At 41.9% G+C, this 23,289-nt stretch carries 21 protein-coding genes; 13 read left to right on the plus strand and 8 right to left on the minus strand.

Features of this window, described 5'->3' with window-relative positions:
- The first annotated feature begins 434 nt into the window (after positions 1-434).
- Positions 435-1,826, plus strand: coding sequence for a PP2C family protein-serine/threonine phosphatase (locus H6G86_RS10025; RefSeq protein WP_163927339.1), 1,392 nt, complete (start codon positions 435-437; stop codon positions 1,824-1,826).
- A gap of 576 nt (positions 1,827-2,402) precedes the next feature.
- On the opposite strand, the gene H6G86_RS10030 is transcribed toward H6G86_RS10025, so the two are convergent.
- On the minus strand, positions 2,403-3,686 hold the full coding sequence (locus H6G86_RS10030; RefSeq protein ID WP_190934195.1) for an ankyrin repeat domain-containing protein: 1,284 nt from the start codon (positions 3,684-3,686) through the stop codon (positions 2,403-2,405).
- A 192-nt stretch (positions 3,687-3,878) separates the two neighbouring features.
- Between H6G86_RS10030 and H6G86_RS10035 the strand changes: the two genes are divergently transcribed.
- Positions 3,879-4,349 carry a DUF4079 domain-containing protein gene (locus H6G86_RS10035; RefSeq protein ID WP_190934196.1) on the plus strand — a complete coding sequence of 157 codons (471 nt, stop codon included), beginning with the start codon at positions 3,879-3,881 and terminating at the stop codon, positions 4,347-4,349.
- Positions 4,350-4,454: 105 nt separating this feature from the next.
- Here H6G86_RS10035 and H6G86_RS10040 read toward each other — a convergent pair whose 3' ends face one another.
- Positions 4,455-5,126 carry a DUF1997 domain-containing protein gene (locus H6G86_RS10040; RefSeq protein ID WP_190934197.1) on the minus strand — a complete coding sequence of 224 codons (672 nt, stop codon included), beginning with the start codon at positions 5,124-5,126 and terminating at the stop codon, positions 4,455-4,457.
- Between the two features lie 178 nt (positions 5,127-5,304).
- Between H6G86_RS10040 and H6G86_RS10045 the strand changes: the two genes are divergently transcribed.
- Entirely contained in the window at positions 5,305-5,964 is a 660-nt protein-coding gene (locus tag H6G86_RS10045) for an NAD(P)H-binding protein (protein WP_190934198.1), read from the plus strand.
- A 226-nt stretch (positions 5,965-6,190) separates the two neighbouring features.
- Positions 6,191-6,841 (plus strand): glycoside hydrolase family 24 protein, encoded by a 651-nt coding sequence (locus tag H6G86_RS10050; protein ID WP_313930802.1) that lies wholly within the window; start codon positions 6,191-6,193, stop codon positions 6,839-6,841.
- Between the two features lie 14 nt (positions 6,842-6,855).
- On the opposite strand, the gene menH is transcribed toward H6G86_RS10050, so the two are convergent.
- The 5 genes from menH to metG all read right to left on the minus strand — a co-directional run bounded on the left by menH (position 6,856) and on the right by metG (position 12,176).
- Positions 6,856-7,674: a 2-succinyl-6-hydroxy-2,4-cyclohexadiene-1-carboxylate synthase gene (gene menH, locus H6G86_RS10055; RefSeq protein WP_190934199.1), complete on the minus strand. Its 819-nt coding sequence runs from the start codon at positions 7,672-7,674 to the stop codon at positions 6,856-6,858.
- Between the two features lie 238 nt (positions 7,675-7,912).
- Entirely contained in the window at positions 7,913-8,314 is a 402-nt protein-coding gene (locus H6G86_RS10060) for a metal-sensing transcriptional repressor (RefSeq protein WP_190934200.1), read from the minus strand.
- Positions 8,315-8,567: 253 nt separating this feature from the next.
- Positions 8,568-9,776, minus strand: coding sequence for an LPS export ABC transporter periplasmic protein LptC (lptC, locus tag H6G86_RS10065; RefSeq protein WP_190934201.1), 1,209 nt, complete (start codon positions 9,774-9,776; stop codon positions 8,568-8,570).
- Complete coding sequence (locus H6G86_RS10070) at positions 9,776-10,405, minus strand: LabA-like NYN domain-containing protein (protein ID WP_041565095.1); 630 nt, start codon at positions 10,403-10,405, stop codon at positions 9,776-9,778. The genes lptC and H6G86_RS10070 overlap by 1 nt, the downstream gene beginning before the upstream one ends.
- 166 nt (positions 10,406-10,571) lie before the next feature.
- Positions 10,572-12,176: a methionine--tRNA ligase gene (metG, locus tag H6G86_RS10075; RefSeq protein WP_190934202.1), complete on the minus strand. Its 1,605-nt coding sequence runs from the start codon at positions 12,174-12,176 to the stop codon at positions 10,572-10,574.
- Positions 12,177-12,555: 379 nt separating this feature from the next.
- Here metG and H6G86_RS10080 point away from each other — a divergent pair, with 379 nt between their 5' ends.
- The 8 genes from H6G86_RS10080 (at position 12,556) to fabD (ending at position 21,840) form a co-directional block, all read left to right on the plus strand.
- Entirely contained in the window at positions 12,556-13,281 is a 726-nt protein-coding gene (locus H6G86_RS10080) for a lysophospholipid acyltransferase family protein (protein ID WP_190934203.1), read from the plus strand.
- A gap of 113 nt (positions 13,282-13,394) precedes the next feature.
- Positions 13,395-14,222, plus strand: a complete 828-nt coding sequence (locus H6G86_RS10085; RefSeq protein WP_190934204.1) for an alpha/beta fold hydrolase — start codon at positions 13,395-13,397, stop codon at positions 14,220-14,222.
- Positions 14,223-14,318: 96 nt separating this feature from the next.
- Positions 14,319-14,915 carry a Uma2 family endonuclease gene (locus H6G86_RS10090; RefSeq protein ID WP_190934205.1) on the plus strand — a complete coding sequence of 199 codons (597 nt, stop codon included), beginning with the start codon at positions 14,319-14,321 and terminating at the stop codon, positions 14,913-14,915.
- Positions 14,916-15,068: 153 nt separating this feature from the next.
- A complete protein-coding gene (locus H6G86_RS10095; protein ID WP_190934206.1) occupies positions 15,069-16,235 on the plus strand; it encodes an EcsC family protein in 1,167 nt (388 codons plus the stop codon).
- Between the two features lie 564 nt (positions 16,236-16,799).
- Positions 16,800-18,281 (plus strand): leucyl aminopeptidase, encoded by a 1,482-nt coding sequence (locus H6G86_RS10100; RefSeq protein ID WP_190934207.1) that lies wholly within the window; start codon positions 16,800-16,802, stop codon positions 18,279-18,281.
- 446 nt (positions 18,282-18,727) lie between these two features.
- Positions 18,728-19,750, plus strand: a complete 1,023-nt coding sequence (gene plsX, locus H6G86_RS10105; protein WP_190934208.1) for a phosphate acyltransferase PlsX — start codon at positions 18,728-18,730, stop codon at positions 19,748-19,750.
- Positions 19,751-19,869: 119 nt separating this feature from the next.
- A complete protein-coding gene (locus tag H6G86_RS10110) occupies positions 19,870-20,862 on the plus strand; it encodes a beta-ketoacyl-ACP synthase 3 (protein WP_190934209.1) in 993 nt (330 codons plus the stop codon).
- Between the two features lie 81 nt (positions 20,863-20,943).
- Entirely contained in the window at positions 20,944-21,840 is an 897-nt protein-coding gene (gene fabD, locus H6G86_RS10115) for an ACP S-malonyltransferase (protein ID WP_163928106.1), read from the plus strand.
- Here the strand turns inward: fabD and H6G86_RS10120 are convergent.
- Positions 21,806-22,279 (minus strand): sensor histidine kinase, encoded by a 474-nt coding sequence (locus tag H6G86_RS10120; RefSeq protein WP_313930803.1) that lies wholly within the window; start codon positions 22,277-22,279, stop codon positions 21,806-21,808. The two genes, fabD and H6G86_RS10120, sit on opposite strands and share 35 nt — an antisense overlap.
- Before the next feature lie 300 nt (positions 22,280-22,579).
- Here H6G86_RS10120 and H6G86_RS10125 point away from each other — a divergent pair, with 300 nt between their 5' ends.
- Positions 22,580-23,218, plus strand: a complete 639-nt coding sequence (locus tag H6G86_RS10125) for a lysophospholipid acyltransferase family protein (RefSeq protein ID WP_190934210.1) — start codon at positions 22,580-22,582, stop codon at positions 23,216-23,218.
- Positions 23,219-23,289 lie beyond the last annotated feature (71 nt).

The raw sequence follows: 23,289 nt of genomic DNA on the forward strand, positions 1-23,289 counted from the left end.
TCTTTGAATAAAATATTTTTCTGACTTTAGAGATATGCTTTGGGAATTAAGTTATGCAAAAAGGAAAAGATTTCTGAACTATCACCAAAACTATAGGGCTTCTCGTTTTGATGCAATACACTTTGATCTTTCTTCGAAAAGGCTACGGTGTACACACATCTCTCTACAAGGGTCGGGGTTAGGTTTATATTCCATACAATTGAGAACATATAGTAATTTTTACGGGTTGGATTTTGACTAAAAATACATGATTTTCAATGACTAAGATTCCATCAAAAATACAATAAGCAAATAAAATACTGATAAAAGTTGCCTGTTACGTCTTTATACTCTTGCTAAAGTGACAAGTCTTGTCTAATTATGGTTTAGCAATACGAAAGCCAAAAAGCTTATAAGTAATCTAAAATCTGCCAATATAAAGTGCAATAATACCTGTGCCTGTGTCTCAACTGCCCTCTCAACCCACTGACAACAATAGTAGTGCCGCGACTGATGTCACCCCAGTCGTGGCACTCAAAGAACTCGTGGCAAGGTTGCACCGGGAACAGAACAAAATTCAAGATTTGCTCAGTTCTTTAGGATTTGCCCTGAGAAGTTTCAATAATTTGAATCAGTTTTTGGAACTGATTCCGCTAATGGCAACAAGAGTGACAGATGCAGACGGCAGCGCCCTGTTTCTCTACAAACCTAATGGTCAAGTCAGGTTAGAACAGTTACATTGGCAAGATAGTGGACAGCGTAAAAATATCCGCAAAGCGCTAGAAATAGCCAGCAGTCAAATCACGCTTTTGCCAAATACTGCCCCTCTAGCGAATGCGACGGGGATTTTGGATGACCAGATGCATCGTTATTTGGGGCCAGATGTGCAAATCTTTGGTACGGCGATTCTGGTAAAGCATACAGAAAGGGGATGGCTCTACGTATTGAGCCGCGATCCAGAATACAGTTGGACAGAAACTAGGCAAAAGTTAGTTAGGTTAGTGGCAGACCAAACAGCAGTAGCGATCGAAAACGATGAACTAGCTGTAGAACTTAGAAAAAAAGAACGGTTAGACCAAGAGCTAGAAATTGGTGCAGAAATTCAACGGCGACTTCTACCACGTCAATGTCCCACAATACCTGGTGCAGTCCTAGCGGCCCGTTGTAAACCTGCAAATCGTGTCGGCGGTGACTACTACGACTTTATTGCTACTAATCAGAATAAAATTCGGTCTAAGACTAAAGGCGACACCGAGACTGGTCGCTGGGGTTTAGTTATTGGAGATGTCATGGGCAAAGGTGTCCCTGCTGGTCTGATTATGACGATGATGCGAGGAATGCTAAGGGGAGAAGTGCTACATGGGAATTCCCCAGCAAAAATTCTGCAAAACTTGAATAGAGTTATGTATGCGGATTTGGAAAATTCTCACCGTTTCGTAACACTATTTTATTCAGAATATAATCCTCACAGTCGAATTTTGTCTTATAGCAATGCGGCACACAATCCTCCCTTGTGGTGGCACGCAGCCACGAAAACTGTCAGCCGTTTAGATACTCTAGGAATGCTAATCGGTTTGGATGCTAACAGCCAATATGAAGATGCTCAGGTACAGTTAGAGCCTGGGGATACAATTATTTACTATACAGATGGCTTGACCGATGCAGCGGCGGCTGGTGGCGATCGCTTCGATGAAGATAACTTTGTTGCTGGCTTCAATACTGCTTGCAAGTACTGTAATGGGCCAGAGGAGATTGTGGATTATTTATTTGACCAAGTTCAGCAATTCATTGGTGATGATAAGCAAAACACTGATGATATGACACTAGTTGTTCTGCAAATTTTATAGTCATTAACCATTTTTCTTGGTCAAGTCATGAATAAATACCTAATTTCATGGCAACTGGTTATGGCAACTGGATATTTACCACGCCAAATTTAATTTTTAATTTATTTTTTCTTTAAATTTCCGTAGAGATCGCTCAAATAATCGCAAATTAACCTTTTTTCAGGACTTGTTTGTATTTAGTCATTAGGATAATACATAAAAAATGATCCTTAGAATACATTTCTGTTTAAGCAAAAACTATATATTTTGCACATCTAGCACAGTAGGAAACGTCAAGGAGGAGAGCAGGTAAAAGGTAAAATGTACAAGGCAAAAAGTAAATTTACTTCTTCATTTTTGCTTTTTTCTATCCTTGTTACGCAAGCATTTAGCCTGTTCCCTCTTGGCGTTTTAATTTTTCTTTTCTCCGCCGTAGCAAGTTCACAACAGTTACGACGGAGTTTTGCTTTCTCTGTTTCTTAGGTCTAAACTTGGCCGTTTTCAACTTACTTTGTCTTTAAGTTAATAACCTTCATTTAATCATTTGTCAAGATATTTCTAAAAAGATTTTAGTTGAAAAATTCAGAATTAAAATAGCTATTCTTGCGCTCCAGCTTTTTGCAGACTCCGCACTACGTTTTTATAACCATTAAATTCTGCAATCATCAAAGCAGTATAACCACCACGGTTTTTTAAATTCACATCTGCCCCAGCTTGGAGTAATAACTGCACAATTTCGCCATAACCTGCTGAGGCAGCCCACATCAATGATGTTGCCCTCGCTGAGTCTTGAAAATTCACATCTGCCCCTTTTGCCAGCAGCAAATGTATGATCTCTGTGTGCTTGCGTTCGGTTGCTTTAATTAAAGCAGTTTTGCCATCGTCCCCCAGAGTGTTGGCATCAGCACCATAGTCTAACAACACTTTCACTGTTTGAGTGTGTCCTTGTGATATAGCCAACGTCAAAGGCACTTCACCAAGATTTTTCCCATTAATATCTCCCCCAGAACACAGTAGGGCCTCGACAATTTTGCTATGTCCCTGCAATGCTGCTACAAGCAGTGGTGTATCACCTAGACGGTTCCTAATTTGGACATCTGCACCCCTGTTAAGTAATACTTGCACGACATCAATGTAGCCTTCCACAACGGCAAGATGTAGGGCAGTTTCACCATCTTGGTCTTGGAGATTAATTTCAGCACCTCGATCCAGTAAAGCTGCTGCGATCGCACTATGTCCCCCTGCTGCTGCTGCCAATAATGCAGTTCCACCATCAGCGTTTTTCGCATTCACATCAGCCCCTGCTGCTAGCAGTGCTTCCACAACCTCCAGATGCCCCAAGTCTGCGGCTAATGTTAAGAGTGTCTCACCCTCTTGATCTGGGATATTGACATCAACACCAGTTTGGAGAATTGCTTGTAAAATTTCTATGTTTCCCTGCTTAATGGCGAGTTTCAAGGCAGTATCATCATCTTTATCGGCAATATTCGCCTCCGCACCAGCAGCCAATAAGATTCGTACTACATCGATATGACCTTTGAGGACTGCGGCCATTAAAGCTGTGCTGCCATCTTCATTAGTGGCATTGACATCAGCACCTTTGGATACTAAAAGTTTCAAAATGTCAAGTTGTTTGGCACTAGCTGCTAACATCAAAGCCGTCAAACCATAGAGTTTTCTGGGCAAGTTGATATTTGCCCCAGCATCCAGCAGCGATCGCACAATTTCGGTGTAGCCTAAATTGGCAGCAAACATTAACGCCGTAGTACCTTGGCGATCGCACGCATCTACCCTCGCACCAGCAACCAGTAGCGTACACAGTCCCTTAATATCACCACTTTTAGCAGCTTTTAGCAGCAAAGTATCGTTGTTTTCAGTCATGAATGAGATCCCACACAGGGGTTTTGTTCGTCTACCCTCAAAACTCAGTCTGAGATTGTTTATGCACTTTGGCAAGAGGGCAAAGGAAAATAGCAAAATCTTCCTTATTATCTTTTAAGTTGGGCAACTTGAAGCATAGAGAATAGAGTTATGCTAATTTTTATGAAGATTTAATAATTAGGCGAGAACACTATGAGCTTGGAACTTTCTGCGTCGGTGAAATATTGGCTGAATTTCTTACATCCGGTACTGATGTGGGCGCTATTAGTACTCTCAATTTATGCTGCCTACTTGGGGCTGCAATTACAGCGTACCAGAAATGCTCAGGGGGAAGAAAAGAAAGAACTGATTAAAGGTAGATATAACGTCAGACACTACCAAATCGGGTCTATACTTTTAGGTTTGATGATAGCAGGTGCAATTGGAGGGATGGGTGTGACTTACATCAATAATGGCAAGTTATTTGTCGGCCCTCACCTGCTGGCAGGACTGGGTATGACGGGTCTGATTGCATTTTCTGCTGCTTTGTCCCCTTATATGCAGAAAGGGGCAAACTGGGCACGCGCAACCCATATTTTGCTAAATTTCACGCTTTTGGGACTTTTTGCTTGGCAGGCTGTTACTGGCGTGCAAATTGTCCAAAGAATTCTTACTAAAGCTTAGTCATTTGTTCTCTCTTACAAAGTTCTGATCGGAGGAGACCTCCGCTCAGACTTTTCGCTTTGTCCTTTGTCATTAGTGTATGAGAAATGACAAAGGACTGTTGACTTAGCGCTTTAGTTTGGAATTCCCAGAAAAGGGTATTTCCAAAGATTTCTGAAAATCTTGCTGAACTTTGCATGTTAAGCGACGAGAAACTTGGCGGACGATTTGGTTAAGTAAGCGATCGCCTGTAGATTGAATTATAGACTTTGGTAATCGCTGAATAAACCGGGGAAAGTGCAAATCAACTATTAAATCCAATTCCCATTCAACTCTCGTAACCTCGCCGCTACTGCAAGCATCGTTTTCTATTAGCTGTAGAGAGGCCCGATAGTCTACGTCATAACCAGGCGATTGGTAATCAGGAATGGGGATTGTACGGATGCGGTAAATACCTTCCTCTGGGGGCAACAATTCTAAACCAATTTTCGGTTCTACTTCATAACCGAAAGCACCAAAACGACCAATTACTAAAGCATAGCCATTTTCCCCAAGTAATTGCACTTTCATGGGTTCAGCACAACGAGAAAACCATAAGGCATGAGCATTAAGATATTCAGCAACCTTCTCTGCTGGGGCAGGCATTTCCATAAAATCTTGATAACGACCGTAAAATTTTGTAATCGTCGCTACATTTATGTCTGTTAATGTGTCCTTCGCTTCTTCTTGGTTGGACGCTACAGGTAAAACTGCTTCTGTTATTTCCCAGGATTTATATTCGCCGTTTGTTGAAAGCATAAATGCATTACTGTATATTTTGGCGTTCTTCTATACTAATAATTCCCCACATTCCTGGGTCATTTCGCATCAATATCCCATTTTGACCAAAACCTCATTAATCTGCCATCAACTCCATAGAATTACTAAAATAAAGAACTGAACAAGCACACAATAGTTTTCCAGGATAGCATTTCTCATGAAAGCATTTGTAGCAGGGGCAACCGGTGAAACAGGTCGCCGGATTGTGCAAGAGTTGATAGCGCGGAATATTCCCGTCCGAGCTTTGGTGCGGGATATAGAGAAAGCTAGAGGTATTCTATCTCCTGAAGCTGAGTTAGTTGTAGGCGATGTGTTACAACCAGAAAGTTTGAATGCTGCGTTGGGAGATAGTACAGTTTTGTTCGTCGCGACTGGTGCAAAACCTAGTTTTGACCCCACAGGGCCTTATAAAGTAGATTTTGAAGGGACTAAAAATTTAGTAGAAGCTGCCAAAGCAAAGGGGATTGAGCATCTTGTCTTAATTTCTTCTTTGTGTACTTCGCAATTACTCCATCCACTGAACTTGTTTTGGCTGATTTTGGTGTGGAAAAAGCAAGCTGAAGAGTATATCCAGAAAAGTGGTCTGACTTATACGATTGTGCGACCTGGTGGGTTGAAGAATGAAGATAACCTCGACGCGATCGTGATGCAGAGTGCTGATACACTCTTTGACGGTAGCATCCCCAGGCAGAAAGTCGCCCAAGTTGCTGTTGAGGCGCTGTTTGAAGCAGATGCACGCAATAAAATTGTCGAAATTGTTGCCAAACCTGAAGCAGCCTCAAAAAGTTTTGGAGAATTATTTGCTAACGTTGCGTAATTAAGCAGTTTAACCGCTGTAGAAATCTTGCTTTGATACAACAAGCATTTTGGGCACAGTACTACTGTGCCCTTACAAAAATACTGTATTGGATGGAAGTGAACTTAGTCAGAATGAACTCGTCAATCATTGTTGAGAGCAAATTTGAAGGAGTTAGACTCTGAAAGGCTTTGAATTCAAAGGTGTTGAAAAACTTATTGGGCCAATAGCTGCGCTTCTTGGCTTTGTGTATTTGTTGCAATGGTATATTGGAGACTTGCGATCGCCTTCCGATCCCATCTTTGCAGATAAACAGCCGCCCTTGGTGATGAAACAGGGCGATCCCTATATCCGCGCTTTAATGCGAACCATCTCGGCGAGTGAAGCGAGTGGAAACCGTCCCTATTCGCTGTTGTATGGTGGACAACAAGTTAATGACCTTAGCAGACACCCTGAGATATGCGTCACAATTATCACAGGCCCTAACACAGGTAATTGTTCTACTGCTGCTGGCAGATATCAAATTATCAACATTACTTGGTATCGTTTAGCCCCACGTTATCACCCAAAGCCGATGCAGATGATGTTTTGGACTGCTTATAGTTTTGAAGCAGAATATCAAGATATAGTAGTTTACCGTTGGTTAACTGATTCTAAAGTTTGGGGAACTGATCTTTCTCAATTGCTGCGTCAGGGAAAGTTAAATGATGTTTTGCGGCGACTTTCTCCGACTTGGACGAGTCTAGGATATGGTATAGAAACTAATTCTGTTAGTAGCTCTTTGCCTAAAGTTTATCAGAAAATGTTGCAAGAGGAATTAACCACAGCTAATCAACCAACTGTCCAGAATTTGACACCATCGCCAACTCCTTCTAGGAAGCCAGTAAAGAAGCCGTGAGATTATCTTAGTTTCTAACTTGCTGTAGACAGGAAATATTTGATATTTTCCACAAATGCCAAGGTATTTTCCAAGTGAATATTATGTCCAGCATTTTTAATTATTTTTAGCTGTGCAAATTCACATAGTTTAGCCATTTCTGTATTAATAAATATAAATTTTTCATCATATTCACCAGCTAGTAAGAGTATATGAATTTTATTCTCTTGTAGCTTTTCCCACAAAGAAGGTTGACATCCATTCCCCATGAAGCGCAATGATTTATCTAATTCCTGCGGATTGTTTTCCAAGCGACTTTCTATCATGCGATCGTATTCTGGATGATTTTTTATATAACCAAAAATTGGTTGATTGTACCAATTGGACAAAAAAGTCGCAAAATCACTTTGAATAATACTTCTGCTTAATTTCCTAGCTATTTGAGCATCACGCCTAACTCGTTCTAATCGTTCTGCTTTTGTTGCTAAACCTGGGGAAGCTGATTCTAATACAACTTTAATAAAACGTTCTGGGAAATTTAGAGTTAGGTATAAACCTAGTCTTCCACCCATTGAATAACCAATTAAGTGGCATTTATCTATTTTTAATTCATCCAATAAATTAATTATTCCTTGAGCGGTGGATTCCATTCCATAGTATTCATCACCTCCTACAACTTCGGTTTTCCCGTGTCCTGGTAAATCAAGGATAAGATAAGAAAAATCTTCTCCTAGAAATTTTATAGCTTCATCAAATTCATTAATATTTCCCATGAAGCCATGTAACAAAAGAATTATAGGTTTGTTAGTATTTATATTTATAGAATAGTTAAATTTATATTTATTTAAAATCATTCTTGGAAGATATCTATAAAATCCAAATGCAAAAACTTCCCTACCGTACTCTAATATAATTTCAAGGGTATAAGTTATCGCCTTATGACTGCTTTGGAACTAACCAGACTATCAACTATGACTGTGAAACACTTATGCTAATTTTGGCATAAAAACCCTTTGTCTGAGTCAATACACCAAATATTACATCTCTACCAAATGTCTTGTAGTGCTAGTCAATTTCTGATTTTTCTAATTTTTAAGGTAAAAATCGATCTAAAGCAGCTTTTAACTGTTTAATTTCAACGTCAATATTACCCTCTTGTGCAGCTCTCGCAATACATTCAGTTAAATGTTCATCCAAAACAATTCGCGCTACCTTATCCAATGCGCCCCGGACTGCGGCAATTTGCAGTAGAACATCAGGACAAGGGCTATTTTGCTGCACCATTGTTTTAATACCACGAACATGGCCTTCTATACGCGATAATCGGTTGGCAATTCGCCGTAATGACTCTTCGCTATGGATGTGAGGATGAGCAGGCTCTCCAGTCCCATGAGTATGATCTGTATGCTCGTGGTCTGCATCGTGATGCTGGGAATGTTCTGCTTGTTGGGATATTGGCAAGGTTTTGTTGCCTAATCGATTTGATCCATTCATGGGTTATCACAGGACTGGTAATACTAAAATCCTAGCCTAGAGGGTAATGGTTAATCGTTAATTAGTTTACGCCCATACGTATCAATGGCAAATTCAATTCGTGGAGTTAATGGGCACATTAAAATAGGTGAAGCTTTTCCGCAGGGTAGCCTACCTGTGTGGGCTAATAGAAAACAAGGGTATTTTGCCCCTTGTTTTAACCCTTAGAGACGGATAAAGCCTCGTGTGATTGCGGTTTATAACGGCCATTTAACTACTGGCGATTGACTCTTTCTTGGGGAATAATTTCTGTTACTACCCTACCGCTAGAACTGCCACCTTTGACAACAATATTTTCTGTTTGCAGATTACCAACTGCTGTTTCACCCATAAAATTTAACGGTGGGTCAACTTGTCGATAAACCACATTTCCTTGAGCTTCAACTAACTTATTGTCTAAATACCAAGTTAATGTATTGGATTTCAAAGACTGGCGACGCTGACCAATGGCGTTGACATTACCTGTTAAATAAACCGTTTTTTGGGGTATTTTCATTTCACCTTGATTGGCGGTTACAGTAAGATTTTCAACACGCTGGAACATCCGCACGGGAGAATTTGTAGTAACAGTTTCTGCGTTCATGTTCCATGTCATAGAGTTACTAGCTATTTGCACTGGTGGGTCTAGTAAATCTAATTGAGCATTCTGTTGAATAGTGGCAATTTTTGTTTTTAAGTTGACTTCAGCAGAATTTCCCTTACCGCGATCGCTAATTTTATTATCTTTGTAGCGGTCAATTTGTATAGGGCGATCGCCAATCAGTTTTTCTTCTTTAATATTCCAGATTAAATGCTCGGTTCTTACTTGTAATTGGGGATCAGCAGAATTTGCTACGACTCGTCCAGAAAATTCCATACGCTGTTCGCGGGTTTTAACTCGCGCTTCTTGCGCTACAGCTTGTAGTTGTTTGTGAGTACCGTTAATTTGGTTACGGACAATCAATAAATCTTCTTTGGGCCGCCATTCTAACTCATTGCCTTGCAATACAATTCCATTACTAGGGTCTGTGGCAAATATCTTACCTTTAAGAAACAACTGCTTCCCATCTTGTTCAATATCTGCAACATCTGCCTTGATTTGGTAAACTACTTTACCATCTTGATATAGTTCACCATAAGGACTTTCAGCTTGACCAATTTGTTTTTCTTTGGTGTATTTTGCTTGTTTAGCCCTGACTTTCCAAATTGGTCTTCCCACTTCATCTGCCTGTTCTAGGGTGACATCAAAGAACGTTAAATTGCTATCTTGCTTAGATGAAGCCGCAGGATTTTCTTGAGACGCTGGAGGGGATTTACCCCCACAACTTACTAAACCAAATATCAAGAAAAAAATCAAAGGTAAAAAAAGGAAGGAGGGAGTGGGGGAGTTATTTTGAATTTTTCTCTCCCCCTGTCTCCCTCTTTTATGAAATTGATACGCCATTATTCTTGGATTTCTAGGTGTCCATCACTAGTTCTTGGGTCTTCCAAAAAGCCGATACCAGATAACGGCCGGTATGGATAGCTTTGGCGAGGGGTTTTTTGAATATCTTCTTTGATGGCTTCTAAATCGATGTAGCGATCGCTTACATTAATTAAGCTGTCACTGGTCATCGAACGCAAACTTACTACTTCTACCCGCACGCCGCGATAGCTGACTGAATTGACTGCATAAGCCAAATCCCCATCACCGCTCACTAAAACTGCGGTATCATAAGAATCGACTAGCGCCATCATGTCTACTGCTATTTCTACATCCAGGTTAGCTTTTTTAGAGCCATCTGGTAGCTGGACTAAATCTTTAGCAATGACTCGATAGCCATTGCGACGCATCCACAGCAGGAACCCCTGTTGCTTCTCGTTTGTCCGGTCTACACCAGTGTAGAAAAAAGACCGCAGGAGTCTAGAACCTCCAGTCAATCGACACAATAGCTTCGTGTAATCGATCTCAATCCCTAGTTGCAGTGCAGCGTAAAATAGATTTGAGCCGTCAATAAATATGGCGACCCTACCCCGATTCTCCAAAACTTGTTCTGGCGTAAATATTGAATCGGTTTCAAAATTATTCAACATCATTGTGATACCTCGATTTTTATCCCTGTTATTTTTGATACAAATTACGAACTTTTAGATGCTAGTCACAGCGGCTTATGATAATGTTCCGGGGTTAATATAAATTAAGCCCCGATAAATTTTTTGAGAGAATAAGAAATTGAACAAAATCAGAATTTGATAAGGACTAATCGTTTTTCGGGGGTTCTATTCGCTTAAAAACTGGTTGGAATGTACCCAACTGTTGTTTACTAGATAGTATCCCCCATGTCGCATGGGTGGCAAAAGGAGCGCTAACTGAACTTTGTATTTGATCGTTAAAGTCTATTCCAAAGCCCAGTTGTTGATAAATATCGCTACTGATGTTTGGAATAATTGGGGAAAGCAGATAAGCTGCCAGTCTAACTGATTCTAGAACTGCGTAGAGAACTTTTTCTACGGACTCTTGCTGTCCCTGTTTATATAATGACCAAGGAGCTTGTTCATCAATAAACTTATTACTGGCTTGTGCCAGTGAAAGGATAGCGCCGCAGGCTTGACTGAAAGCTAGTTCCTTGTATGCTTCTTGCACCTGTTCCCCTAGACGTAAACCAATTGTTTTCAAAGGATTTTCGTCAGGAATTCCTTCATTGCCGATTGATGGAACATTATTGTCAACGCAGTATTTCTTCACCATGCTCAAGGTGCGATTGAGCAAATTACCTAAATCATTTGCCAAATCTGCATTCAGAACATTAATGAACCTTACTTCATTAAAATCTCCATCTTTGCCAAATTCGATTTCCTTAAGGAAGTAATAACGAACGGCATCACTACCATAGCGTTGAACTAACGCAATAGGATCAAGGGTATTACCCAGACTTTTACCCATCTTTTGACCATCTTTAGTCAAAAAGCCATGCCCAAATACTCTTTCTGGCAAGGGTAAGCCAGCTGACAACAACATTGCCGGCCAATAAACTGCATGGAAGCGCAAAATATCTTTACCTATTAGGTGCAGGTTGATTGGCCACCATCTTTCTAAAGCATTTGCTAAAGTTGGTTCTGCATCTGGTTCGAGTAATGCCGTGACATAACCTAGCAGCGCGTCAAACCAAACATAAAGGGTGTGTTTGGGATCAACTGGTACAGGAAAACCCCAATCTAGATTTACCCGTGAAATAGAAAAGTCTTGCAGCCCTTGATTGACAAAGCTGAGGACTTCATTGCGTCGACTTTCTGGTTGAATAAAATCGGGTTTGGATTGATAAAATTCTGTCAGCTTATTTTGATATTTAGATAAGCGGAAAAAATAGTTTTGCTCGTCTCGCCACTCAACTTCTTTGTTAGTATGAATCGGACAACGATGTCCTTCTAGCAGATCCCGTTCTTCTTTGAATTCTTCGCAAGATACGCAATACCAACCTTGTTGTTGTCCTTGATAGATATCACCAGATTCCCAAACTCGCTCAAAAAATTCTTTGACGATCGCTTCATGACGAGGTGCAGTAGTCCGACTAAAGCGATCGTATTTAATGTCTAGTAACTGCCACAAACTAATAAAACTAGGGACAACTTCATCGCAGAACTCTTGTGGCGCTTTGCCTAAACTTTCTGCCGATCGCTGAATTTTTTGTCCGTGTTCATCTGTACCTGTAATTAGTAATACCTGATGCCCTAGCAGCCTGTGAAATCGTGCCACTACATCTGCTGCGATCGTCGTATAAGCACTGCCTATATGGGGGACATCGTTTACATAATATAGTGGTGTTGTCAGTGCAAATGTTTTTTCTGTTTTATTCACTAGATTCATACAAAATAAAAATTAACTTATTAAAACCTTTTGCTTCTTACTTTTGTGGGAAAAACCACGTAATTATACAATAATATTTCCATTTTTTCCAATAACACCTTAATAGTAGCAAATTTATCAGGTCAAAAATTGTTTTGTAATATGTATCTATTCAAATCATTTTTGCCTATCTGAGGAAAAGTAACTAATCATAATTTTTTTGAATACTTTCTATTAGAAATTATTGTGATCGAGAATACATAATGCAGAATGCAGAAAACTTAGCTGGTTTTGTAGATCAGATATTTCTATCTTAAGACGGTCATGGCAGTAGTAAAGAAATGTAAAAATTAAGTTAAGATAAACCGCCATATTTACCGGAATATATTGATGATTAGGTATGAGTCGAAATAGCCCCCTAGAGATTTCTCGCGCTTTGGTGGCGGCACTCTCAACACAAATGTTTCGCTATTATGAGGATCGCATTCCCCAGGATGCTAGCGTTTTGGTAGTCAGCAATCACCGCAGCTTCATGGATGCACTGATATTAATGGCGGCGTTATCAAATCCGATTCGCTTTGCTTGCCATCACTATATGGGACAAGTGCCAGTAATGCGGGAGATTGTCACCGATCAATTGGGGTGTTTTCCTTTGGAGGAAACTCAAAACCGCCAACAAAGCTTTTTTTCGCAATCGCAGTTCCTATTGCAGTCTAAGCAGATGGTGGGAGTATTTCCAGAAGGGACTGCACCAATGGTGAAATTTACTCAGCCAAACCAGGTGGGTGAGTTTCAACGGGGATTTGCCCATTTAGCATTGCGAGCTGATGTGCAGGATTTAGCAATTTTGCCGATCGCGATCGCTTCCTTAGAAGAGGTAAACACGAATGGTTTTCCCTTAAGGCTTTTGAGTGTATTTGACCCTTCAGAACCTTTATTTAATCAAGCTGGTTGGCATCCTTTGGTAATTTATCGTCGGGTTGCGGTGTTAATCGGTCGCCCTTATTGGATAACACCCCAACATCAAAAAAAATATCACGGGAAGCAAGCCAGAACTGTTGTGGCTGAACTGACAGAACACTGTCATAGTGAAATTAGCCATTTACTGCGTCAAGGTTGCTATTAAAGCTATTCGATTTTAGACTTCGGCTCCGCTCAGTCGAACAATTTTGGATTGTCGGAACAATTAACAGTTCAAAAGTTTTATACCATTGACTAATGACCATTGACCAATGACCAATGACTATCTCTGAAGTTGAGTTAAAGCCTTGTTTCCTGACTCCTAAACGAGTACAGCCAGAGTATCCGCTATTGGTATATTTACCGGGAATGGATGGAACAGGTCAATTATTGCGATCGCAGACTGCTGGATTAGAAACTGGCTTTGATGTCCGTTCTTTGGCACTCCCCCGCAAAGACCTTAACACTTGGGATGTGCTAACAAAGAGTGTATTAGACTTAATCGACGCTGAATTACAAAAAAGCTCTCACAGGTCAGTTTACTTGTGTGGTGAGTCTTTTGGTGGTTGCTTGGCAATGAAAGTAGCGATCCAAGCACCGCATTTATTTAAGCGAACTATCTTAATTAACCCAGCTTCGTCCTTTCGTCTTCGCCCTTGGTTGAGTTGGGCATCTCAACTTACTTACCTAGTGCCATCAGAATTGTATGATATTGGCGCACTGGGATTGTTGCCGTTTTTGGCATCTTTGCCCCGCATTTCTCGGAGCGATCGCCATGAACTGCTGAAAACCATGCGTTCTGTACCAGCAGAAACCGTTCTGTGGCGATTGTCTTTATTGCGAGAGTTTGAAGTTGATGAGGAAAAATTAAGTCGCTTAACTCAACCAGTTTTGTTGATTGCTGGTGGTAGCGATCGCCTTTTGCCTTCTGTTACAGAAGTGAAGCGGATAGGGAATATCTTACCAAATAACAAGATTGTGGTGCTGCCTGAGTGCGGACACGCTTGCTTGCTAGAGCAAGATATTAATCTCTATGAAATTCTTAAAGATAACGACTTTTTAGAAAATAATGCTGATATAAGTACAAGGCTAGAGGTGAGAAAATAGGGTGAGCGCCCTGCTCCTAAAAAGAAGTTAATAATAAACAAACTGCTTTTTCTACGCCGGAATTATTTCTCATCTGGAAACAGACTGGAGACTCAAATGACCCCAGCAGCCATCGCTATACCCCGTCAGGAATCACCCCTGTTGTTTGAGGGACTGACCTGGAGAGAATTCAAAGCAGTTGAGCAGTTACTAGACCGTCCAGGATATAGGCTCTCTTTCCTGAATGGAGTTTTGGAGATCCGAAGAATGCCTGGAGAACCACACGAAACCGTTAAGAAAAGAATTGCGGCATTAGTGGAACTGTACTTGCTTGCGGCTGAGTTTGACTTTATTCCCACTGGCTCAATGACCTTGGAAAGTGAAGTGGGTGCTGTCAAGCGTGAGGTGGATGAATCTTATAAACTGGCTCCAGGTCGAGTGCGTCCCGATCTGGTTATTGAAGTGGTGTTTACGAGTGGCGGTATCGACAAACTAGAGGCATATAAGCGCCTCTTGATTCCAGAAGTGTGGTTCTGGGAAGATGGTGTGTTAGAAGTTTATCACCTGCGGAAAGAGGACGAGGCACTTCACTATGAGAGGGTTTCCAGTAGTGAGGAGGTCAAAGGAATCGATCTGGATTTGTTGTTACGTTGCATTCTTATGGTGAATCATGTGGATGCCATCAAGACTTTTCAGCAGGCGCTGCAAAAATAGCTGGCGATCTGCTTTAATTTCTAATTGTGTGATGCCTGCGGCAACCCAGAAAATAGTTAATCTTCAACTGATATTTACGTTTATAGAGAGATGTAGAGCCGCTCATAATTCGCTACAAGTTTAGAAAGAGGCTTTACAGCATGGTGTCAAGTAATGGCAGACAAATCCCAACAAGAAATAGTAGTGAATAAATCAGTTAATTCACCTAATGAAACTTCAGAAATAAAAATCCAGGCTCAATCATCAGTAGAAAATGAACCGTCTGTATTAGAGTCTTTTGTTCAAAGTGTTGCTCAGACTGGCAAAGCAGTTTTAGACACAGCATTAGAGGTGGGAGAAGCCACGGCAAAAGAAACACACAAGTTTATTGAGCAAACAACTCAAACCAGTGGTCAGGTTGTGAATCGCCTCAGCGAAAATTGGTTGATTAGAAAACTATCTGGAGTATTAAATCTCAATTGGCTAATTGGTACTACTGATGCTGTTGATTTGGAAAAAGCAGAAGCTGCGGTAAACAAGCTCAAACAAAAGTATCCAAATGAATCACCCAGCCAGATTGCTCACCGAATCATGGTGGAAAAAGCGACTCAAGCAGGCACTGTTGGACTAGCCACTAGTATTTTGCCAGGAGTAGCAATTGCATTGTTGGCAATTGATTTAACAGCAACAACAAAATTGCAGTCAGAAATGCTTTATCAAATTGCATTTGACTACGGACTAGATTTAAAAGATCCTGCCCGTAAAGGAGAAGTCTTAGCAATTTTTGGTCTGGCTTTGGGTGGAGGTCGTCTTTTGAAAGCTGCGGGATTAGGATTACTGCGAAATGTGCCTTTAGCGGGTGCTGCGATCGCAGCTAGTTCAAATGCAACAATGATCTATTCATTGGGTTATGCTGCTTGTCGATTTTACGAAGCCAAGCTAGATGAATCAACTTCCCTAGCATCGCCACAGACTCTAGCAACATTAAAAGCAGAAAGTGAAAAGTATCTCGAAAGTGCGATCGCTCAAGAAGCCGTCATGGATCAAATCTTAGTTCACATGATTCTGGCTAGCCATCCAGATAAGACTTTAGAAGAAATTTTGCCAGAACTACAAGCATTAAAACTCAGTCCTACCTCGTTGGATGCCATTGCCCAAAATATCAAATCACCTAAGTCTTTAGATATACTGCTCAATCAGCTGAATCGTGATTTTGCTATACCCTTACTCGTTCAGTGTAAAAAAATTGCCCAGCTTGACAATAAGACTACACCACTTGAGCAAGAAATAATCGCAGCGATCGCCAGAAAATTTAACATTGATCCAACAATTGGGGCATAGGGAATGGGGAATGGGGAATGGGAAATGGGAAAAGAAGGAGGACGTAAAAGAATCTGATTTTTCACGGTATCTGGAAAACCTCTCTCTAAATCTCTCTCCTAAAAGGAGAGAGACTTTGAATTTTCAGCCTTCTCGCGTTGGGAAGGGGGTTAGGGGGTTAGGTTTTTGGTGGACTTTTCCACATAACGCGAAAAGTCAGGTAAAAGAATGGAGATCATAGCTTCATTAACGAGGATAAAAGACTCGTTAACGGAGTTCTGAGGTGGATTCATGAGTATAAAAGCCTCGTTAACGGAGTTCTGAGGTGGATTCATGAGTATCAAAGACTCGTTAACGGAGTTCTGAGGTGGATTCACGAGTATCAAAGACTCGTTAACGGAGTTCTGATGTGGATTCACGAGTATCAAAGACTCGTTAATGAGTACTACTTCCACTAATTCACTAAATTATAGCTACCGATCCCTGCTCCGCAATGCCCAATACCCTATACCCATTCCCCTCATCCTGAAACAAGAATTTTGAGCAATACTGGTACAAGAAGGAATATTTACACAAAATCCCAAAATGACAATTCAACCTAGTGATAAGCCTTTGCTAGAGTGGGCAGGCGATAGTTTGGCAATAGGATTATTTGAAGATGCAGTAGAGTTAACCGGAGAACTAGCAACTTTAGATCAAAAGTTTTCCGGGGTCTTAAAAGAACTAATTGCGGAAGAAGAATTTAAAGGTAAAGCCAACAGTACAATTTTCACTCGTGTGAATCCTGGTAGCCCAGTACGTAAATTGATTCTGGTAGGATTGGGTAAACCAGATACACTAAAACTCGACACTTTGAGACGCGCTGCTGCTGCGGTAGCCAGAGTCGCAAAAAAGCAGAAAAGCAAAATTTTGGGATTTAGTTTTCCATTATGGAATAATGATCCAGCCGCAAGCGCCCAAGCGATCGCAGAAGGTGTTGAATTAGCACTTTATCAAGATATTCGTTTTAAATCAGAACCAGAAGATAAAGGATCGCCAATAGAAACCATCGATTTATTAGGTTTCGGTGGACAAGAAGCAGCCATAACCCTCGCCAATCAAATCGTTTCCGGGGTAAATTTGGCACGGCAGTTAGTGGCAGCACCAGCCAATGCGGTAACACCAATTACTTTAGCCGAAACTGCCCAAGCGATCGCTAAAGACCACGGTTTACAAGTAGAAATTCTCGAAAAAGAAGACTGTGAAAAGTTGGGTATGGGTGCTTTTTTGGGAGTAGCGCAAGCTTCCGAGTTGCCACCTAAATTCATTCACCTGACTTACAAACCAGAAGGTACACCGAAAAAGAAACTAGCAATTATTGGCAAAGGTGTAACCTTTGATTCCGGCGGACTCAATATTAAAGGTGCTGGTAGCGGCATCGAAACTATGAAAATGGATATGGGCGGTGCAGCTGCTACCTTGGGGGCGGCAAAAGCAATTGCTCAAATTAAGCCAGATGTTGAAGTTCACTTTATCTCGGCGGTAGCTGAAAACATGATTAGCGGTCGCGCCATGCACCCTGGAGACATTCTCACAGCGTCAAACGGCAAAACAATCGAAGTGAACAACACCGACGCAGAAGGACGTTTAACCCTTGCAGATGCTTTGGTGTATGCTGACAAATTGGGATTAGATGCGATCGTGGATTTAGCCACACTAACCGGTGCTAACGTCATTGCCTTGGGTGATGATATTGCAGGTTTGTACACTCCCGATGATGACGTAGCTTCCCAGATCGAGAAAGCTGCCCAAACTTCAGGGGAAAAGATTTGGCGGATGCCAATGGAAGAAAAATATTTTGAAGGGCTAAAGTCTGGGATTGCGGACATGAAAAATACAGGGCCTCGTCCAGGTGGTGCCATTACTGCTGCTCTTTTCCTCAAGCAATTTGTCAAAGAAACCCCTTGGGCGCACATAGATATTGCTGGCCCAGTGTGGACAGATAAAGAAAATGGCTACAACGGCGCAGGAGCAACCGGCTACGGCGTTCGGACGCTAGTTAACTGGGTATTGGGGATTGAAGAATAGGGAATAGGAGGCAGGGGGGCAGGGGGCAAGGGAGCAAAAAGGGGATTCGACCCCTCCCTTGAGAACCAATACTTTTCGGGTTTTGGGGGAAAGGGGAAAGGGAAAAGGTTTGAATTTCCCTTTCCCCATTACCCTTTAACCTTTCCCCAGACCAAAAGAGAGATTATTGGGTTTAACCGAAAAGTATTGCCTTGAGAACCACTTACTAGAAGTGGGGGAATCAGATCCATGTTCCGCAAAGCTTGTTGGCTCAAAGCTTAGGTCATTTCCCCCTGCCCCATTCCCCATTCCCCATTCCCCATTCCCCATTCCCCAATTCGTGCTATCTTGAGCTTGCCAGCAAAAATTGTTGCAATAGTAACAGAAGTAATTTGGCGGTCAGAAAGTTAAGCTTTTTCGGCAAAGCCATCTGGTAAAATTTATAAGGTTTCTAAAAGCTCTGAGCAATGGGATCGACTCGCGTACGGATCGCAATTGACGCAATGGGAGGGGATCACGCACCCGGTGAAATCGTTGCTGGCGCACTGCGAGCAAAGGAAGAATTGGGTGTAGAGATATTACTTGTTGGTGATCCCCAACAAATAGAAGCTGCCTTGCCGCCAAAAACGAATTTAGCGCAGGTGGAGATCGTTCCTGCTGAGGAAGCGATCGCAATGGATGAGGAGCCTTTAAATGCGGTTAGACGCAAACGCAAGGCTTCTATCAATGTGGCGATGGATTTAGTCAAGCATCAAAAGGCAGATGCCGTATTTTCTGCCGGTCACTCTGGGGCAGCTATGGCATCGGCTTTGCTTCGCTTAGGGCGATTGCCGGGAATTGATCGTCCAGCAATCGGGACTGTTTTTCCGACAATTGTTGCTGGTAAGCCAGTGTTAGTTCTTGATGTTGGCGCAAATGTAGATTGCCGCCCGAAGTTTTTAGAGCAGTTTGCCGTCATGGGATCGGCTTACAGTCAGTATGTCTTAGGTACAACTGAACCGAAAGTGGGTTTGTTGAATATCGGTGAAGAAGACTCTAAAGGCAATGATGCAGCCGTCCGTGCCCACCAACTGCTCCGCGAAAATTCTCAAATTAATTTTATTGGCAATGCCGAAGGGCGGGATGTGCTTTCCGGTCACTTCGATGTAATTGTCTGCGATGGGTTTGTGGGCAATGTACTGTTAAAATTTGCCGAAGCAGTTGGAGAAGTGATTCTGCAAATTCTGCGGGAAGAATTACCCCAAGGATTGCATGGTCAAATTGGTTCAGCATTCTTAAAACCAAACCTGAAGCGAGTTAAACAACGCATGGATCATGCAGAACATGGTGGTGCTTTGTTGTTAGGCGTGGCAGGAGTTTGTTTTATCGGTCACGGTAGCTCACAAGCACCTTCAATTTTCAATGCTATTCGTATGGCTAAAGAAGCTGTTGACAACCAGGTGCTACAACGAATTCAGTCCCAATATATCCTAGAGCGCGAAAGCGGTTAGTCATTAGTCATTAGTCATTTGTCATTTGTCAAAGACAAAGGACAACTGACAACTGACACAGGACAAATGACAAAGGACAAATGACAAAGGACAAAAGCTGATAGCTTGGGAGATTAGGAGTGGAAAACTTAGGCATAGCAATTACCGGAAGTGGCTCGGCAGTACCAGCAACTTCCCTACACAACCAGACATTAACTGAACTAGTTGAAACATCAGACGAGTGGATTGCCACAAGAACGGGAATTCGTCAACGACGATTAGCGGTGTCATCTGAGTCCTTAAGTGGGCTAGCTACTGCCGCCAGTAGTCGCGCGATCGCAGCTTCAGGAATTAGACCAGAAGACCTAGACCTGATTTTGCTAGCGACTTCCACCCCTGATGATTTGTTTGGTAGTGCTTGTCAAGTACAGGCTCAATTAGGAGCTACCAACGCAGTCGCCTTTGACTTGACAGCAGCCTGCTCTGGCTTTGTGTTTGGTCTGGTTACAGCAGCCCAATACATTAGAACAGGTGTCTATAAAAATGTACTGTTGATAGGGGCAGATATCCTCTCTCGCTGGGTAGATTGGCAAGATCGTCGGACTTGTGTATTGTTCGGCGATGGTGCAGGAGCAGTAGTATTGCAGGCTTCTAAAAGCGATCGCTTATTAGGATTTGCCCTTAAAAGTGATGGTACTCAAAACTATCACCTCAACCTTGCTTATGCAGCAAGTTCCCAAGAATTACTCCCTGGTGTAAATATCACTAAAGGCACTTATCAACCTATTACTATGAACGGCAAAGAAGTCTACCGCTTTGCTGTGCAAAAAGTCCCAGAAATCATAGATAAAGCCTTATTTCAAGCTAACCTTAAGGTTGACCAAATAGATTGGCTAGTGTTACATCAAGCTAATCAGCGCATTATTGATGCCGTTGCTCAACGCCTAAATATCCCAGAACATAAAATCATAAGTAATCTCGCCCAGTATGGTAATACCTCTGCTGCTTCCATTCCCTTAGCTTTGGATGAAGCAGTGCGACAAGGTAAAATTAAACCCAATGACATCGTTGCGACATCCGGCTTTGGTGCCGGTCTTACCTGGGGCGCGGCAATTTTCCAATGGGGAAGATAAATATTTTGTCATTAGTCATTCGTCCTTTCTGAATGACCAATGACAAATGACAAATGACCGATGACCACTGACTATTGACAAATGACAAAAACTGCATGGGTGTTTCCCGGACAAGGTTCCCAAGCGCTGGGAATGGGAATGGATTTATTAGATATACCGTCCGCTAAAGACAAGCTTGCCAAAGCTGAGGATATTTTGGGTTGGTCTGTAACTGAAATTTGTCAAACTCAAGAAGAGAAGTTATCACAGACGCTATATACTCAGCCAAGTCTTTATGTGATAGAAAGCATTCTTGCTGACCTGCTTCGAGAACGAGGACACCAGCCAGATTTAGTTGCTGGTCACAGTTTAGGAGAATATTCTGCCCTTTATGTAGCGGGTGTCTTTGAGTGGTCGGCTGGTTTATATCTAGTAAAGCGTCGTGCAGAACTCATGGATAATGCCGTCGGTGGGATGATGGCAGCTTTGATGAACTTTGACCGCGAACAGTTGGAAAAAGTCATTGCCCAAACGCCTGATGTGGTTCTAGCAAACGATAATAGTTCGGCTCAGGTGGTAATTTCAGGCACGACTGAGGCTGTACAAGCAGTGATGACTCAAGTTAAAGCCAAGCGTGCTATTCCCCTAAAAGTTTCTGGAGCATTTCACTCACATTTAATCGCACCAGCAGCTGCGGAATTCCAAGACATTTTAGAATCTGTGGAATTTCAACCAGCTACTGTGCCAGTCTTATCTAATGTAGAACCAATTCCGTCTATTGATGCCGAGATTTTAAAGCAGCGCCTCAACAAACAAATGACCGGTTCTGTAAGGTGGCGAGAAATTTCTTTGCAATTACCAGCTAACGGTATCCAGCGAGTAGTAGAAGTTGGCCCAGGTAAAGTCTTAACTGGCTTGATTAAACGTAGTAGCCCTGATTTGATTTTACAAAATATCCAGAGTGCTACTGATTTACCTGTTGCTGTTGAATCTTTTTAGCTTTTAAAGGTAGGGTGACAACAAATTCTGCACCCTTTCCTAGTGTGGAATTACAATTAAGTTTATCTTGATGTAGTTCAGTAACAATTTGATAGCTGATAGTTAAACCTAATCCAGATCCTTTACCCACATTTTTAGTTGTAAAAAAGGGGTCAAATAACCTTTTTATAATTGTGTCTGGAACTCCAAGACCATTATCTGCAATGGAAATTTTGATTTGGTTTTCAGATACCAAGCAAGTATGAATCCAAATTATGTTGGGATGTAAATCAATTTCTGTAGGCGTGCGCTGCTGATTTGCATCTTCTAACGCATCAATAGCATTAGACAGAATATTCATAAATACCTGATTGAGTTGTCCAGGGTAGCAGATCGCCGGAGGCAATTTACCTTTGTTTCTTTCGCCCTTCCCGCAGGTGAGCCTTCCTTGGAGACTCACGTTAATTTAACTTGTTAGGTTTCGCGATTAATTAGAATATTGGCGGGTTTGATATCTTTATGAATAATCCGTTCGCGGTAGAGTATATCTAAGGTATTGCACAGTGCGATCGCAATTCGTAAAAACTAACCTTGTATCCAGGAATACTGACTGTAGTGTGAAACATACTATTAAATTCTAAGGATTTCTAGATTTAGTGTTCCCCGATGGGTGAAGTAATACATATCTATAGCTTTTTTGCGTTTGATCTGGGTGTTGCGATCGCTTATGCTAAATTCAGTTTGATTTGCATTATCTTCTGTGGACAAAAACCGCGAACCGTTTATCAGTCTGGCACTTTACCACGCCTTTAAATGGTCAGTCGTCAGCCCCATGCTTCACGCTTACTTTCGGGGCCAGATTCATGGTACGGAAAATGTCCCTCAATCAGGGCCGTTATTAATAGTAAGTAATCACGCTAGTTACTTTGACCCGCCGATTGTCTCTAATTGTGTACGTCGTCCTGTGGCGTACATGGCTAAGGAAGAGTTATTTAAAATCCCAGTTTTGGCGCAAGCGATTAAACTGTATGGTGCTTACCCGGTGAGTCGAGGAAGTGCTGATCGCAATGCTATCCGTTCCGCCCTAGAATATCTCAATAAAGGTTGGGCTGTTGGTGTTTTCTTGGAAGGTACTCGCACCCCAGATGGTCGAATTACAGACCCCAAAAGAGGCGCACTGCTGCTAGCTGCGAAAGCAAAAGCCCCAATATTACCAGTAAGTGTCTGGGGTACTGAGAAGATTTTGCAAAAAGGCTCGTCTCTACCTCACGCAGTTCCCATCACTGTGAGAATTGGTAGCTTGATTGATGCTCCCACTTCCACTAATAAAGAGGAATTGGAGGCGTTGACACAAAAGTGTGCCACGGTAATTAACGAAATGCATGATTTAGGACGATAAGCTAGACAAGCTCAGATAACGCAGTTTCCAAATGAAGAAAGGGAAAGAGGAAAAGGGGAAAGGGGAAAGGG

The sequence above is a fragment of the Nostoc sp. FACHB-133 genome, assembly GCF_014698055.1.
In the GTDB taxonomy this organism is placed as follows: Bacteria; Cyanobacteriota; Cyanobacteriia; order Cyanobacteriales; family Nostocaceae; genus Nostoc.

What these genes read in the sequence shown, in the direction of transcription:
- H6G86_RS10030 (WP_190934195.1), bottom strand. Translation starts at nt 3,686, where the DNA reads ATGACTGAAAACAACGATACTTTGCTGCTAAAAGCTGCTAAAAGTGGT.
- H6G86_RS10035 (WP_190934196.1), top strand. Translation starts at nt 3,879, where the DNA reads ATGAGCTTGGAACTTTCTGCGTCGGTGAAATATTGGCTGAATTTCTTA.
- H6G86_RS10040 (WP_190934197.1), bottom strand. Translation starts at nt 5,126, where the DNA reads ATGCTTTCAACAAACGGCGAATATAAATCCTGGGAAATAACAGAAGCA.
- H6G86_RS10045 (WP_190934198.1), top strand. Translation starts at nt 5,305, where the DNA reads ATGAAAGCATTTGTAGCAGGGGCAACCGGTGAAACAGGTCGCCGGATT.
- menH (WP_190934199.1), bottom strand. Translation starts at nt 7,674, where the DNA reads ATGATTTTAAATAAATATAAATTTAACTATTCTATAAATATAAATACT.
- H6G86_RS10060 (WP_190934200.1), bottom strand. Translation starts at nt 8,314, where the DNA reads ATGAATGGATCAAATCGATTAGGCAACAAAACCTTGCCAATATCCCAA.
- lptC (WP_190934201.1), bottom strand. Translation starts at nt 9,776, where the DNA reads ATGGCGTATCAATTTCATAAAAGAGGGAGACAGGGGGAGAGAAAAATT.
- H6G86_RS10070 (WP_041565095.1), bottom strand. Translation starts at nt 10,405, where the DNA reads ATGTTGAATAATTTTGAAACCGATTCAATATTTACGCCAGAACAAGTT.
- metG (WP_190934202.1), bottom strand. Translation starts at nt 12,176, where the DNA reads ATGAATCTAGTGAATAAAACAGAAAAAACATTTGCACTGACAACACCA.
- H6G86_RS10080 (WP_190934203.1), top strand. Translation starts at nt 12,556, where the DNA reads ATGAGTCGAAATAGCCCCCTAGAGATTTCTCGCGCTTTGGTGGCGGCA.
- H6G86_RS10085 (WP_190934204.1), top strand. Translation starts at nt 13,395, where the DNA reads ATGACTATCTCTGAAGTTGAGTTAAAGCCTTGTTTCCTGACTCCTAAA.
- H6G86_RS10090 (WP_190934205.1), top strand. Translation starts at nt 14,319, where the DNA reads ATGACCCCAGCAGCCATCGCTATACCCCGTCAGGAATCACCCCTGTTG.
- H6G86_RS10095 (WP_190934206.1), top strand. Translation starts at nt 15,069, where the DNA reads ATGGCAGACAAATCCCAACAAGAAATAGTAGTGAATAAATCAGTTAAT.
- H6G86_RS10100 (WP_190934207.1), top strand. Translation starts at nt 16,800, where the DNA reads ATGACAATTCAACCTAGTGATAAGCCTTTGCTAGAGTGGGCAGGCGAT.
- plsX (WP_190934208.1), top strand. Translation starts at nt 18,728, where the DNA reads ATGGGATCGACTCGCGTACGGATCGCAATTGACGCAATGGGAGGGGAT.
- fabD (WP_163928106.1), top strand. Translation starts at nt 20,944, where the DNA reads ATGACAAAAACTGCATGGGTGTTTCCCGGACAAGGTTCCCAAGCGCTG.